This window comes from Streptomyces sp. AHA2 (genome assembly GCF_036857595.1).
Classification (GTDB): Bacteria; Actinomycetota; Actinomycetes; order Streptomycetales; family Streptomycetaceae; genus Streptomyces.
Window position 1 is genome coordinate 123,031 of sequence record NZ_JAUQWJ010000005.1, and the last position, 14,590, is coordinate 137,620.

Here is a 14,590-nt window from a genome sequence, read left to right on the forward strand (position 1 = left end):
CCGGACCCGATCAGGGACCCGCGGGGCGGGGGTCCGGGAACAGGGCGGTGCGCAGCCGGCCGGTGTCGGTGACGCCGAGTTTCGAGCGGATCCTGCGCAGGTGGTTGACGACCGTGCGGTCCGCGAGGGAGAGCCGGCGAGCGGTCTCCTCGACGCCGAGGCCGCTCGCCGCGGCCAGCGCCACCTCCGTCTCCCGTGCGGTGAGGCCGAGCCGGGCACGGGGTGCCACGAGGGCCGGGGTGCGGGCTGCGGCTTCCCGGCACGTCAGCCGGGCGGCACGGTCCAGGGCCGCGCCGGCTGCGGACGGCCGGGCACCGGCCCTGGCATGCGCGGCGGCAGCGGCGGTCCATGCCTCCGCCGCGAGGAGCCGGACTCCCAGACGTTCCAGCCCGGCCGCACAGGTCTCCAACCGGCCCGGCTCCGCCGACGCGAGGGCCCGCGCGAAGCCGGCCCGGGCGGCCGTCAGCGCACTGTCCGAGCAGGCCGCCAGGCGGGACAGCGCCCCGGCCGCCGCCTGGGCGTCCCCCAGCCGCGCCACATCGCACCACAGCAGCGCCTGAGCCGTGTGCAGGCCCCGCCGGGCCGCTTCGTCGGCAGCGCGCCGCAGTTGCCGGCGGGCTTCACCGAGCCGGCCGGTGGCCGCCGCCAGCCACGCATCCGCGAGCACCGGCTCCGCCCGCCATCCGCTCCTGGGCGCGAGGGACCGGGCCTGCTCCCGCCACTGTTCGGCACCGGTCACATCGGCGCACACGGCCGCCACGAGAGCGAGTCCGCACAGGCCCGCGTACGCGCTGGAGCGCTGTCCGGCCTCCCGGCCGTGACCGAGTGCGGTGGCGTACCACGTCCTGCACTCGTCGAGCCGTCCCTGGAGGTAGCGGATCCAGCCCAGTTGCTCCGCGAGCGAGGTCAGCGACCGCACCGCCCGGGCGTCCACGGCCCGGTCGTAGGCCCGCTCCGCGAGCACCCCGGCTTCCTCGAGGGCGCCGGCCTCGGCCAGGGCCCAGGCCTCGGTGCCGGCCGGCACGAAGCGGACGGACGGCTCGGCCTCGGCCACGGTTGCCTGCCTCGCCGCGGAGCGGGTGAGCGGGGCGGCGCCCTCGGGCGCGTGCCGGAGGAGGCCCACCGCCTCCTTCGTCCGGCCCGATTCGGTCCGGCAGCGGATCTCGGCCAGGAGGTGCAACGGCTCGGTGATGCCGGCCGCACGCACGGGCCCGGGCCCCAGGGCCCGCCCGGCCCCCTCCATGTCACCGAGCAGGCTGCGCAGCGCCGCCTCCGCCGCGTCGAGCAGCGCCGCCGCACCGGGGTCGGCGGCACAGTCGTCGCGCGCGGTGGCGATGGCCGACAGGCCTTCCTCCCCTCGCAGGTCGCCGAGGAGCCGCTGCGCCTCCAGCACCGTGGCCCTGGCTCTCTCGTCCGGCGCGGCGCTGTCCCGCAGTACCTGCCTCACCGCGGCCCGGGCCTCGTGGGGGCGGCCGCCTTCCAGCAGTTGCTCGGCGAGGGCCAAGCCGCTCGCGGGACCCGGCCGCAGGTGGACCAGCTCCCGGGCGAGCCGCAGGGCCAGGTCGTGGTCGGGTACCGACCGGGCGGCGCGGACGGCTGCCGTCAGGTCGTACGGGTCGAACGGCTCCCCCGCCGCCGAACGCCAGCGTGCACGGTCGAGCAGGTCACCGGAGCCGGACTCCGGGGAACGGGCCAGCTCCTGGCGCAGGATGCGGCGCGTGCGCTGGGACGGGAGGCGGGCGCACAGCAGCTGTCGGTGCAGGTCACCGGCGAGTTCCAGGAAGGTGCGAGAGCCTTCGGTCCGGGCCCGCAGCCAGCCGTCCAGGACAAGTCCCTCCACGTCGGCCTGTGCCGGCCTCACGTGGGCCAGACGCCCGCACACGGCCACACGGTCCAGGAACTCCCGGTCACGGGGGTCGAGGGAGCGCAGACGGCTGTCCGTCAACGCACGCAGGCCCGCGGTGACCGGCAGGGCCCCCGTCAGTCGCCACACGGTTCCGTCCCACCTCAACGCGGCCTCGGCGACGGCGCCCTCCAGCACCTCCTCCAGTTCCCGGGGCCTGCCTCCGGTGGCGCGGTGGAGAAGGCGGACCGTGCGGCGCTCCACCGGTCCGCCCAGGGCGTGCCGCAGCAGCCGGCCCATGGCCTGCACCGGCAGGGCTTCCAGCCGTACGGGGAGCAGTGCCTGTCGCCGTGGGTGTTCCTCCCACGGCAGCCGGGCGTGGAGTGCGGAGGTGGCGACGACCAGCAGGCGGCCGTTCCTCGTCGACTCCGCGACGAGCCGGGCGGACGCCGAATCCAGATGGTGCGCGTCGTCCAGGAACAGCACGGGCCGGGGACGGACCGCCCGCACCTCGTCCTCCAGCAGACCGGGCGCGCCGTCCGGGCCGCGGCGCAGCACGGGGGCCAGGGCGCCGAGCGGAACGTACCGCGCGGCGGGGGTGGCCGCAGCGTGGAGGCGCGGATGCCCGCGTCGGCCCGCCGCGCGCCAGCACTCCTGTGCCAGGCGGCTCCTGCCCGTACCGAACGGCCCGGTCACCAGGACGCCGGAGGAGGCCGGGTCCCGCAGGGCACGGTCGGCTAGTTCCAGTTCCCGGTCCCGGCCCAGCATCGGCCAGGGACGGCGACCGGCCGGTGCGCCGTCATCGCTCGTGCTCATCGTCGTCCTGCATCTCGGTACAGTCCCCGTCGCCCTCGTCGGTCGTCCTCGCGTGGCTGGTCCCGGTCCCACGGCGCCCCCGCCGGACGCAGGCCTCGTGCGCCATCCCGGCACGATAGTCCGGGTTGCCCGCCGAGCCGAGGGGACGGGCTCCGCCGGTGACGACAGCGGTCCGAGCCACGGCGACGGCAGCGGTCCGTCGGCGGCCCGGCGCGGTCAGCCGCCGCAGGGTGCCATGAGCAGTTGGAGCTCGCGGCGGTTGGCGGCGCCGACCTTGCGGTAGACGCGGTACAGGGTGTTGCCCACGGTGCGGACGGACACGCACAGCCGCTCGGCTATCTCCTTGTCCTGCAGCCCCCGGGCGGCGAGGCCGGCGATCGTCCGCTCCCGGTCCGACAGCGGCACCGACCGGCCGAGGAAGCGCAGCGGCGGGGTGTCGACGGGACCGCAGCGGCGCAGCAGGTCCCGGGCCTGGGCGGTGGCCGCTGCGGAGGCCTTCACTCCGCCACGCCGCTGGTACAGCCGCGCCTGCTCCGCGTAGGCCTCGGCGGCGAACAGGAACGCCCCCAGCTCGGCGAACGCGCGGGCCACCTTCCCCATGCGTTTCGGATCGCGCGCCGCACGGGCCCACGCGTAGTCCGCGCGTGCCTTCAGGAAGGGTCCTTCCACGTGCAGGTCCGTGGGCGCGACGGGCGGTGCGGGCAGGCTGAGGCGCGCGCACTCGTGCAGGCCGATGACGACGTCGGCGTGGGCCGCGTCGGCCAGGGCCGCCGCCACCGCCTCGTGCAGGGCGGTGGCGGCCGCGTGGTCGTCGCCGCCCTCGTGGTGCCGCCGTGCCCGTACCACCGCGAGGAACATGGCGCAGTGCCCGGCCTCCTGCATGCTCAGTCCCTCGGGCAGCGCGTCGGCCGGCCGTTGGTCGGCGGGCAGCGCGCTCGCCGCCAGCGCGGCGTGGATGCCCGCCTTCACCTGCCACTGCCGCCAGCCCACCTGGTAACTGGACGTGAAGGTGGCGCACTTGACGGCTCCCTCGATGATGCCGCGGTCGTGCAGCAGATGGCCCAGCGCCAGGCCGCGTTGCGCGTCGACGCGGACGTGGTGCTTCTCCAGCGCCTCGGTGTACTCGCGCCAGTGGATCCCCTCGGCCTCGTCGAACCGGCCGCAGTAGTGCAGGGCGGAGGCGTGCAGCTCCTCCAGCGAGTCGGCGTGGAACCGGGTGGGCCCGCCGGTGGTCCGCTCCAGGTCCTGGCGCAGGGTGCGGTACAGGGTCAACGCCCGCTCGGGCAGGCCCATGTGGCACAGCGAGCCCATCATGATCAGCCCGGCCTCCAGGGCGTGCGCCTCCGGCCCGGTGCGGCGCAGCGCCTCAGCCGACGCGTACGCCCGGGCGAATCTGCCCTGGAAGTACTGGGCGACCGTGCGGAAGTAGGCACGTTCGGTCTGCGGGAGCAGCGGCAGGAGTGCCTCCAGCTCCGGGTAACGGGCCTGCAGTAACAGCCCGCGTGCCTCGGCTGCTCTCAGCGCACCCGTGTACTCGCCGCCCCGCGCGCGCACCCCCGCCACGAACGACGTCAGTCCGGAGAAGTCCGCCGCAGCGGTCAGCGCCCGGGCGTGCGCCTCGGCGGTGAGGACTTCCGGATAGTGCTGCCAGGCGCTCCTGGTGAGCCGCAGGGCACTCGCCAGGGCCTGTTGCCGCAGGCTCTGTCCGACCGCCCTGTCCAGCAGGGCCCGTGGCGGTCTCACCAGGGCGTCGACGTGCCACTCGGCCAGCCGGACGCAGTCGTCGCCTTCCGTCCACGCCGCCTCCCCGCAGGCGGTCATCCATGCGCGCAGCAGGCGCCGTCGGCGCAGGAGCGGCAGGCCGCAGGACAGGGCATGGCGTATCAGCGGGCGGGTGATGCGCACGCGGGGCCCGGACGAGCCCGCTTCCCCTTCCCCGTCCGTGCGCAGCAGTTCACGCTGTTCGAGCCGCTCCAGCCGCCGTACGTCACAGAGGCGTTCGACGTCGGTGAGACGGGGTTCGCCGGCCAGCGCCACCAGTTCCAGGATCTCCCGGTCCCCGGCGTCGAGGGCGTCGAGGTACGGGTCGATGAGTTCCAGCACCGAGGTCGGCAGGGGCAGTCGTTCATCGGTGAAGTGCCAACTGCCGTCGACTCGTGTGAGCATGCGCCGCTCCACTGCGGCGCGGGCGACTTCGAGCAGCAGCCGCGGGTTGCCCTCGCACATCCCGGCCAGCCGGGAGGCGCTCAGCTGGCCGAGACCACCGCTCAGCAGCGAGTCGGTCAGCTGCTTCACGTCCGTGGCCCCGAGGGGCTGCAGATCCATCCGCACCAGGGCGTGGTCGCTCCACAGGGCCCGGATCCCGGCGGGCAGGGCCTTGCCGTCCGTGGTCACCGAGACGAGCAGCTTGACGTCCGGGTGGCGGGCGGCCTCGTGGAGCAGCGGCAGGAAGGCCGGATCCATGAGGTCGGCGTCGTCGACGTGGATCTGCCAGGCGCGTGACCGGTTCCGGGCGGTACCGCGGGTCGGCTCGGTCAGCAGGTGGGCGATGCCCGAGGTGGCCGGTTCCCCGTTCACGAACACGGGAGTGCCCGCGCCGGCCCGGCAGTTGAGGCTGATCAGGCGTCGCTGGGGAGTCAGGGTCTCGGCTTCGCGGAGCAGTCGCGTCTTGCCGATGCCGGGCGGTCCGGCCACGAGAACGCCCCGTGCGCCGCGTGCCGACGTCAGCACGTGACGGATACGTTCCAGCTCCCCCACCCTGCCGACGAACGCGGGCTCGAAGGCCAGGGCGGGGGCCGGCCCGGGTGGGACCGGGTGAGGGGTGAGCGGTAGAGGAGTCATGGGGTCCCTCAGTTGCGGATCGCTTGGTGCCGGGCGCCGCCTGCGGCACGACGTCGTGCGTGACGGCGCACCGGGCGCTCGGCCGTGCCGACGCGGGAGGGCCGGCGTCGCGTGGACGGGAGCCACGCCCGACGGACTCGTCCGTCATGGCCCGTGCCTCCGGGGCCGGGCTGTCGGCGCTCGCCGGTTCGGACGGCCGGAGCGTCGTCGGCCCAGGAGCCCTACGGTGTGAGAACCGCCGGGTCGGGCGCCGGCTCCCGCCGGCCTGCGGGCCGGTCCCGCTCGGGTGGGCCGGCCCGCCTTCGGTCGTGCGTCCCCGTCGGCGCCGGTGTACGACCCTCCCCCGTGTCCGGCCGCCGTGTTCGTGATCGATCATGTGGTCCCGGACAGTCTCCGAGGAGGACGGAGACCGGACCAGGGAGGGTGACTACTCAATTTCGAACGCGGCTGAGCGCCTGTGCCCCGCGGGGCCGCAACAGACAGCCGGAGAAGCCCGCCGGGAACTCGCACAGGGTTCGGCCCGGCAGGTGAGGGTCGCCGACGCCGGCCCGGCTGCCTCCGCTCAGTCGGACCGACGCGGCTGGTCGCCCGCCTCGTCCTCGGCCGAAGCGGCTGCCACCAGGGTGGTGACCTGCTCGTCGATCAGATCCCAGGCGCCGGGGACGTCCGCCAGAGGTGTGTCGCGCAGTTGGTCCAGGAGTGGGGCCGTGCCGACGCCGAGGGTCGCGGTCGCGGTCGCGGTCAGGACGTCGTGCCCGTCGCGCACGGCGGCGCGGAGCCGGTGCCCTGCGCCGGTGTGGGGATCGGTGTCGGCGTGCAGGGCTGTGGCCACGACGAGGGGCGGGGCGCCGCCCGCCGCACCGGGCAGCTTGCGGTAGGCGCTGGCGACCGGAGTGCGCCAGTGCAGACCGAGCAGCACCGGGCGCTTGGCCGTCACCTCGGCCAGATCGGTCTCGTAGACGCCGTGCGGGGCCAGAACGGTCGCGCGGGCGTCGAGGACCAGGGCCGCCGGCAGCAGGCAACGCAATGTGCTGCCCGCTATGTTGCCGCCGACCGTCGCCGCGCGCCGCACCGCGCCCGTGCCCACCGCAGCGGCCGCGGCGCGCAGGACGTGCGGGACCCGCTCGTCGATGCGGCTCAGTACGACCGCACCGCCCAGCTCCTCCGGGCCCATGACGTTGGCCTGCGGCAGCTCTCTGAGGGACATGGCCTGTCGGGGGAACCCGTCCCGCTGCCAGATCGCCCAGACGAGGGTCGCCCCGCCGACCGGTACGGCACCCTCGGCCAGGTGCTTCCGCGCCTGCGCCACCGTCTTCGGCAGATGTACCAGCATCTTCAGTCACGCTGCCCTTCCGGAACGCCGACGGACACTCTTCGGCCACCCGTCCGTCGTCAGGGCGCATAGTGGCCGCAGCGGAGGGGGCGCATCCAGGGCTCACACGCGCGCGACGCCCGCGGCAGGGGGATCGGCCTGCGTCGGACGCGGACGACGGCGCGCTCCCGCCGCCGGTTTGAGTGCACCGGCCAAGGGGCACACGTCCGCACCTGTCCGGCGGAGGTGTACTGCATCACCGGCGGCCACGGCATCGTGACAGCCCGACGGGGCGGAACGGCGATCCGTGACGACGCGTTCGTCCGGGACGGCAGCGACGCGTAGCGCAGGAAGCGACGGGCCTCGGTGAAGGCGGGCCCTGCCGCGGTCACGGCGGTCCCCGCTTGACGGTCGGAAGTCCGCGCTGGTCCACTGCCTGCGAAGATCCGACATCCGGTCCCGGCCCCACCGACGGGAGGGCGGACCGAACCGAGGGAGTGCGGCCATGTCAGGCGAAACGATCGTGCGCCAGTCCGTCGTCGACGTGCTGGAGGAACGCCTGCGCACGGGCATCCTGGACGGCACGCTCCCACCGGGTTCCCTGCTCCCGCCGGAGCGCGAACTCGCCGCCTCCTACGGCGTCACCCGCACCACCCTGAAGCACGCGCTGTCCCGGCTGGAGCAGGCGGGCCTGCTCCGCACCCGCCACGGCGTGGGCACGCGCGTGCTGGACTTCCTGAGGTCCGGGGGCGTCGATCTCCTGCCCCTGCTGGTGGGTCAGGACGGACGGTGGCTGTCGGACGTCTTCGAGGCGCGGCGGGCCATCGGCGGGATCATCGCACGCAAGGCGGCCTCCCGGTGCAGGACCTCACAGGGGGTCCGGCTGCGTGCCGCGGTCGACGCGGTGGCCAACGCGTCGGACCCGGCCGGGGCACAGCTCGCCGAGGCGGAGGTACACCGCGAACTGGCCCGCGCCACCGGCAACCGCGTCTACCTGCTGCTGACCAACACCCTGCTCAACGCCTATCTGCCCGTCCGTCACCTGATGAGCACCCCCTTCGCCGACCCTGCGGCCGCCGCGGAGCGCATCCGGCAGGTGGTGGAAGCGGTGGCGAACGGCGAGGTGGAGGACGCCGGGCGCGCCGCCGAGGACTACTTCCGGCTGACCGCGCAGGAGATGACCGCGGACCTGGACAGGCACGCCCGGCGACGGTAGGGGCGGCGCCGACGGACCCCTCGCTCGCGAACTGCGGGCGGCGCCGGACGAACGAACGAGGGGTTGACCTCCGGGAGATGGGCTGATTCTCTTCCCCCAGTGGATGAGCCACTGAGCCAGTAGACCACTGGCTCGCGGCTCGCCGTCACCTCCGCGGTCTTCCCTGTGGCTGCTTCACGCGGCGGACGGCCCGGACGATTCGCAGAGGAAGGGTGCCGTAGATGGCAGCACGCCGGGGAGCGCGCTTCGCGGAGACCATGCAGGGGACCCTGCGGCTCGACACACCGGAAGGCGGGTCACGGCCCGTGAGACTCGACCTGCGGGTCGCCACGCGCGGCGCGATCCGCCCGAGCGGCTCCACGACGGCCGGCGTGACGGGGCGTGTTCGCATCGGCGGCTGGGCCGACGACCTCCACGCCCGCGGCAGCATGCTCATCGCCCCGCTGTCGCGGGGCCGGATCGCCTACAGCGTGCGCTTCACGGCCCGCGACGGCCGCCCGTACGTCCTGGAGGGGCACAAGTCCCCGGTGTGGCGCAGTCCCCTGCGCTCCATGACCACCCTTCCGATCCGACTGCGGCCGGCCGGGACGACCGGGGAGGTGGGCTTCCCCCACGCGGCCGCCGGCGAGAGCTGCTCCCCGGCGACCGACGACGAGCGCTCCTCCCCCGGCGTCAGCGGTGAGGGACTCCTGCGGTTCCCGCTGCACACCCTCCCCTCGTTCGCCGCGAGCTGGCGTTTCCCCGCGCCCGCCACCACCGGCGGCACGCCCTCCGACACCACCGCCACCGCCGAGACGTTCACCGCACCCCGCCCGGACCGCCTCAACGTCTGGTACAGCACCTTCACGGACCCGGACACCGGCACCGGTTACTGGTTCCACCACGAACTGGTCCGCCCGGTCGGCGGCGCTCCCTACACCCACGGCTGGGCGGCGGTGTACCGGCCGGACGCACCCCCCGTCATCGACCGCTTCGGCCCGCACCCACTGCCGGGGGAACCCCCCGTACCGGCCGACGGCACCGTCCCGGCGCAGTCACCCGGCTTCCACTGCCCGTCCGCCGTCGCCACCGCACGCGAACTGCGCGGGAGAACGGACCGGTTGGCGTGGGACCTCGAAGTCGCGGCGGACTCCGCGCCCCTGCACACGTTCCCCCGGCTGGCGTGGAAGCGCCGGCTCCTGCCCGCGGTGCACGCCGTCCACCAGCCGCAGGCCCGCTACTCCGGATCCGTCCGCCTCGACGGGCAGTCGCTGGCCCTGGCGGACGCGCCGGGCGCCGACGCCCGCATCGCCGGTCGCGGCAACGCCCACCGCTGGGCCTGGCTGCACGCCGACCTGGACGACGACACCGTGCTGGAGGTGGTGACGGCCGTCTCCGACCTGCCCCTGCTGCGGCACCTGCCGCCCCTGGTGTTCCTGCGGTTGCGCACCGGGGGACGGGACTGGCCGCGGGGTGACTGGCGCAGTTCGCTGGGTCTGCTGGGCGTGGGACGGTTCCGGGGGCGGCCGCGGTTGCCGACCTGGACCGTTCACGGCCGTGCGGGAGGACGCCGTATCGCGGTGCGGGTGGACCTGCCGGAGGGAAGGCGGACCGAGGTGGGCTACACCGACCCGGACGGCGGCAGGGCCACCTGTCACAACAGCGAGCGGGCCGACGTCCACGTCCACGTGGAGCAGGTGCGTGACGGTCGGTGGCGCACCGAGCGGGTCTGGCACCTGCGGGGTACGGCACACGCCGAAGTGGGGCTGCGATGAGGGCGGTTGCCGGCCGGGCGCTGTCAGCGGTCCTGCTGGACCTCGGAGGGGACGCCCACGGTCCGGAATGGGAGCGGCAGGTGCCGGAACGCCTGCTGCGCTTCATGTCCTCCCTGCCGCCGTACGTGCGTACGGGTCTGCGCGCGGCGGACGCCGCACTCGACGGCCTCGCCGTGCTGACCACCGGGCGGCGCGCCCACCGGCTGCCGGCGGACGCGAGAGCCCGGCTGCTGCGGCGGCTGGTCCGCCTGCCGGGCTTCCCGGCTCTGCTCGACAACGTGAAGATCCCGGTGCTGCTGGCCGCGGGGGCGAGCCGGCACGGCACCCGGGCCGTCCGCCCCCTCGTCCGGGCCGATCCTCCGCTGGACCTGTGCGTCTCGTCCGAGTGGCCGGACGTGTGCCGCGTCGACGCCGTGGTGATCGGCTCCGGCGCGGGCGGAGCAGTGGCGGCGCTGACCCTGGCGGCCTCCGGGCGTTCGGTCGTGGTCCTGGAGGAGGGGCGGCACTTCCCGACCCGGGAACTCGCTGCGCGCCCGCCGCTGGACCGGTTCGCCGCCGCCTACCGGGACGGCGGTGCCACCCTCGCCTGGGGCCTGCCGCCCGTGCTGCTCCCGGTCGGCCGGGCCGTCGGCGGCACCACACTGGTCAACTCGGGCACCTGCTTCCGCACACCCGGCGACGTGCTGCGGCGATGGCACCGTACCCACGGTGTCGAACTCGCCGACCCCGCCGCCTTCGCCCGTCATCTGGACCATGTGGAGAGTCTCCTCGGGGTGGGCCTCCCGGATCCGTCCGTCCTCGGCCGCAACGGCGGGCTGGCGCTCGCCGGCTCCGAGCGGCTGGGGTGGTCCGCGGCTCCCCTGCGCCGCAACGCCACCGGATGCGAAGGCTGTTGCGAATGCGTCGCCGGGTGCCCGAGCGGTGCCAAGCAGGCGGTGCAGCTGTCCGTGCTGCCCGCGGCCTGCGCGGCGGGAGCGCGCATCGTCACGCGTGCCCGGGCCACCCGCGTCCTCACCGAGCACCGGGCCGGGGGCCGCCGTGCCGTCGGGGTGGAGGCACTGCGCCCGGACGGCACGGTCCTCACCCTCGCCACGGAGCTCGTGGTGGTGGCGGCGGGAGCCCTGCACACCCCCGCCCTGCTGCGGCGCTCGGGGCTGGCCGGACACCCCCGGCTGGGCCGCAACCTGGCGATCCACCCGGCCGTCAGCGTCGCCGGACGCTTCACCGAACCGGTCACCGGCCCGGGCGCCGGCCCCAACGTCCTGCAGAGCGTCGGGGTCGACGAGTGGCACCACGACGGCATCCTCATCGAGGCGACCGCGGCACCGCCCGGCATGACCTCGTTCGTCCTCCCGCATCTCGGCGCGGACCTGAAGCACGAGCTGGAGGACGCGGGGAACCTCGGTCTCCTCGGCGCGATGGTCTCGGACCGGCCCTCCGGGCGCGTACGCGGAGCACACCGGCCGGTGGCCTCGTACGCCCTGCACACCGAGGACGGGGACCGTCTGCTCCGGTCCATGGTCCACATGGGCCGCATCCTCTTCGCCGCGGGCGCCCGCGAGGTCCTCACCGGCCTCCCGGGGCACCCGTCGGTCACGTCCCCCGGCGCCCTGGAGGACCTGGTGCGGCGCACCGGCCACCGCCGGCTGCACCTGTCGGCGTTCCACCCCACGGGGACGGCAGCCCTGGGGGCGGACGGCCGGCGGGCTCCCGTCCGCCCCGACGGAAGGCTGCGCGGTACGGAAGGGGTCCTGGTGGCCGACGCCTGCCTGCTGCCGTCGTCCCCCGGCGTGAATCCGCAGGTCACCATCATGGCCCTGGCCCACGCGGTGGCGGAGCGGGCCGTCGGCCGCGACGCGTAGCCCCGGCGGGAAGCACTCCGCGCCCCTGCGCCTGCTCCCCGCGAGGTACACGGGGAGCCGCCGCCCGTACGACGACCCGGCACCCCGTGCGGGACCACTCTCGTAGGCGACGCACCGACAGCGTGCCGAGCGATCGAGGAGTGAGCGACATGCAGACCCTGGCGAACGTCACAGACGGCGGACCCGGCCCGTGGATCCTGCTCGTCCCGGTGATCTGGGCCCTGGTGATCGGCGGCGGCATCGCGCTGCTGCGCCGCGCCCCGTGGCGCGGCGGCCCCCGTCGGCGGCAGGAACCGGCCGGCACCGGCTCGCCCGTCGCCGTGCTCGGCCACCGCTTCGCCTCCGGTGAGATCGACGAGGACGAGTACTGGCGCCGTCTGTCCGTGCTGAACGAGGAGTTCGGCCGCCAGGGGGGTGCGGCCTAGGTCGACACTCCGGGAGTGCCGAGCGTGCGGCGGCGGCTCCGTCCCCGGTGTACCGGTGGCGAGGAGACGCAACTGCGCGGCCCCTCGGGCACCGTCGTCGCCCTCGCCCAGCGGATCGGCCGGCGGAGCGTGCTCCCGCCGGCGGCGGACCAGCGGCGAGGGCGGGACCGGTACGGCATAGGGTGCACGGCATCAGTGAAGGAGAAACCCGATGCCCGACGGCCACCGCATCCTGTTCGTCACCGACCTGGCCTACCGGGCCCGGGGGCGCGGACGCTACTGCGACGAGGACATCTTCCTGACCTCCCGCCTCCGCCGGGAGTTCGGCCTGGCTCTGTGCCACCCGCTGGACGCGGCCGCGCTGATGGACGCCTTCGACGCGGTCGTCGTCCGCAACAGCGGTCCGGTACTGCAGTACCGGGAGGAGTACGCCGCCTTCCGGGCACAGGCGGTGGCGCGCGGTGCCCGGGTCTACAACCCGCTGTCGGGCCGCGGGGACATGGCGGGCAAGCAGTATCTGCTCGACCTGACCCTCTCGGGTCACCCCGTCATCCCCACCGTCGACCATCCCCGGGACCTGCACCGGCTGCCCGAGGCGGAGCTGTACGCGGTGAAGCCGAAGCTGGGCGCGGACTCCATCGGGCTCACCTTCGTCCCGCGAGCGGCCCTGGGCGGCTTCACCGGCGGTGACGTGCTCATCCAGCCCCGGGTCGACTTCCGGTACGAGGTGTCCTTCTACTACGTGGACCACACCTTCCAGTACGCCCTCCACGCCCCCGATCCCGGCAGGCGCTGGGCGCTCGAACCCTACGAGCCCACCGGGGCCGACCTGGCCTTCGCCCGCCGGTTCATCGACTGGAACACTCTCGACCACGGCATCCAGCGGGTGGACGCCTGTCGCACACCGGAGGGCGAACTGCTGCTGGTGGAGCTGGAGGACCTCAACCCGTACCTCTCCCTGGACCTGGTCCCCGACCACACGCGCGAGGCGTTCGTGGCGAGCATGACCGGATCCCTGCGCCGGTTCCTGGCCGTCGGCTGAACGCCCGTCAGGCCGACGCCGCCGGTCACGGCCCCGGCCCGTCACCCGGAGTCGGCTCAGAGTTCAACGCCCCTTGTTAAATAGTGGCGTTGATCGTGTGAAGTCCGGAGGAGCGGCTTCCAGACGCCCCCGTCGACGGTGATAGCATTCCGCCGTCTGCGACCTTGATCCACTTTTGCTCAGGGCCCCGAACCCGAACGCGCGCCGAGCTCCCCCTGGTGCACTGCCCCGGACGGGTTGCGGATCCTTGCGAGGCGTACCTGTCGACGCCTGCATGCCACGCGCCGTGAAAGGTTTCCATGACTCAAGACGTGCTTCTTTGGTGCCTGGTTGCGATAGCGGTGATATCCATAGCCGCCGTCGTAGCGCTCGTGCTCCGCAGCAGAGGCGTACTGAGGAGGAAGAAGGAGTCCGAGGACGAACTGCAGGCTCAGCTGCAGTACAGCCAGATCGAACTGGCGCGGGTCCGCGGCGAGTTGTCCCAGCTGAGGAACGAGCAGGACAGCGTCATCCGCGAGGCGGAGACGACCGCGGAGGAGAACACCAAGGCGGTCCTCAAGGGCGCCGCCCGCTTCCTGCAGAGCCTCGCGGCCGAGCAGACGACGCTGCTGGACCGGGTCCAGCGCGAGTACGGCGGCCACCCGGTCCTCAGCGACCTGATGGACATCACGCACGCCAACGCCCAGATGGCCCGCAAGGCCCAGGGCATCGCGGTCATGTGCGGCGCGCCCCTGGGCCGCCGCAACCAGCCGGCCAGCGTGTACGACGTCGTCCGCAGTGCCCAGAGCCAGATCCGCAACTTCCAGCGGGTGGAGATCATGCAGCCGAGCGGCATCGCGCTGAAGGCCTCCGCCGTCGCGCCGGTCGCCCTCGCCGTGGCCGAGCTCCTTGACAACGCTGCCAGCTTCTCGCAGGCCGACGCTCCGATCGAGGTCACGTTCCGCCAGGTCCAGCAGAACCTGTGCATCATCATCGACGACGCCGGCGTCGGCATGGGTGACGAGGAGCGGCAGCGGGCGACCGCGCTGCTCTCCGGTGACGATCTGCCCCGGCTGTCGCAGCTGGGCACCCAACCGAAGTTCGGCTTCCCGGTGATCGGTCTGATCGCCCGCCAGTACGGCTTCAAGGTCGACGTCACCGGCGTGTCCCGATACGGCGGTGTACGGGCCGTCGTCCTGCTGCCCGAGGAGCTGTGGACCATGGAGGAAACCCCGTCGGCCCCCGACACAGCGCCCGTGAGCAGCATCCGGCCCATGGAGACGCGCAATCAGGCGCGCACGGCCAACGGGCTGCCCAAGCGCGGCCCGCGCGTGGCGTCGATCGCCGACTCGCCGTCGGCGGACCAGCCGGCCCGGCGAAGTGTCCGGCGCCGCGGCGCCGGAAGCCTCGGCGCGCTGCAGCGCGGCGCCCAGACCGGACGCGATGTGGCCTCCCTCGACGCCCCCATGTCTGAAGGGTCCGACAACGCATGAGTACGAC

General features: G+C 74.2%; 9 protein-coding genes. 6 read left to right on the forward strand and 3 right to left on the reverse strand.

All coding sequences use genetic code 11. The features are described 5' to 3' along the window. Positions 1-10: 10 nt before the first annotated feature. The 3 genes from Q5694_RS13165 to Q5694_RS13175 all read right to left on the reverse strand — a co-directional run bounded on the left by Q5694_RS13165 (position 11) and on the right by Q5694_RS13175 (position 6,833). Positions 11-2,659 carry a LuxR C-terminal-related transcriptional regulator gene (locus Q5694_RS13165; protein ID WP_333933024.1) on the reverse strand — a complete coding sequence of 883 codons (2,649 nt, stop codon included), beginning with the start codon at positions 2,657-2,659 and terminating at the stop codon, positions 11-13. Between the two features lie 216 nt (positions 2,660-2,875). After that, a complete protein-coding gene (locus Q5694_RS13170; protein WP_333933025.1) occupies positions 2,876-5,500 on the reverse strand; it encodes a helix-turn-helix transcriptional regulator in 2,625 nt (874 codons plus the stop codon). 562 nt (positions 5,501-6,062) lie between these two features. Then, positions 6,063-6,833 (reverse strand): FAD binding domain-containing protein, encoded by a 771-nt coding sequence (locus Q5694_RS13175; protein ID WP_333933026.1) that lies wholly within the window; start codon positions 6,831-6,833, stop codon positions 6,063-6,065. Positions 6,834-7,317: 484 nt separating this feature from the next. Here Q5694_RS13175 and Q5694_RS13180 point away from each other — a divergent pair, with 484 nt between their 5' ends. The 6 genes from Q5694_RS13180 to Q5694_RS13205 all read left to right on the forward strand — a co-directional run bounded on the left by Q5694_RS13180 (position 7,318) and on the right by Q5694_RS13205 (position 14,583). Next, entirely contained in the window at positions 7,318-8,028 is a 711-nt protein-coding gene (locus tag Q5694_RS13180; RefSeq protein ID WP_333933027.1) for a FadR/GntR family transcriptional regulator, read from the forward strand. 221 nt (positions 8,029-8,249) lie between these two features. Next, positions 8,250-9,782 (forward strand): hypothetical protein, encoded by a 1,533-nt coding sequence (locus Q5694_RS13185; protein WP_333933028.1) that lies wholly within the window; start codon positions 8,250-8,252, stop codon positions 9,780-9,782. Next, positions 9,779-11,644: a GMC family oxidoreductase gene (locus tag Q5694_RS13190; protein ID WP_333933029.1), complete on the forward strand. Its 1,866-nt coding sequence runs from the start codon at positions 9,779-9,781 to the stop codon at positions 11,642-11,644. The genes Q5694_RS13185 and Q5694_RS13190 overlap by 4 nt, the downstream gene beginning before the upstream one ends. 149 nt (positions 11,645-11,793) lie before the next feature. Then, positions 11,794-12,069 carry an SHOCT domain-containing protein gene (locus Q5694_RS13195; protein ID WP_333933030.1) on the forward strand — a complete coding sequence of 92 codons (276 nt, stop codon included), beginning with the start codon at positions 11,794-11,796 and terminating at the stop codon, positions 12,067-12,069. A gap of 211 nt (positions 12,070-12,280) precedes the next feature. Further along, positions 12,281-13,111, forward strand: a complete 831-nt coding sequence (locus Q5694_RS13200; protein WP_333933031.1) for a hypothetical protein — start codon at positions 12,281-12,283, stop codon at positions 13,109-13,111. A gap of 371 nt (positions 13,112-13,482) precedes the next feature. Next, complete coding sequence (locus Q5694_RS13205) at positions 13,483-14,583, forward strand: ATP-binding protein (RefSeq protein WP_333933032.1); 1,101 nt, start codon at positions 13,483-13,485, stop codon at positions 14,581-14,583. The last annotated feature ends 7 nt before the right edge of the window (positions 14,584-14,590 follow it).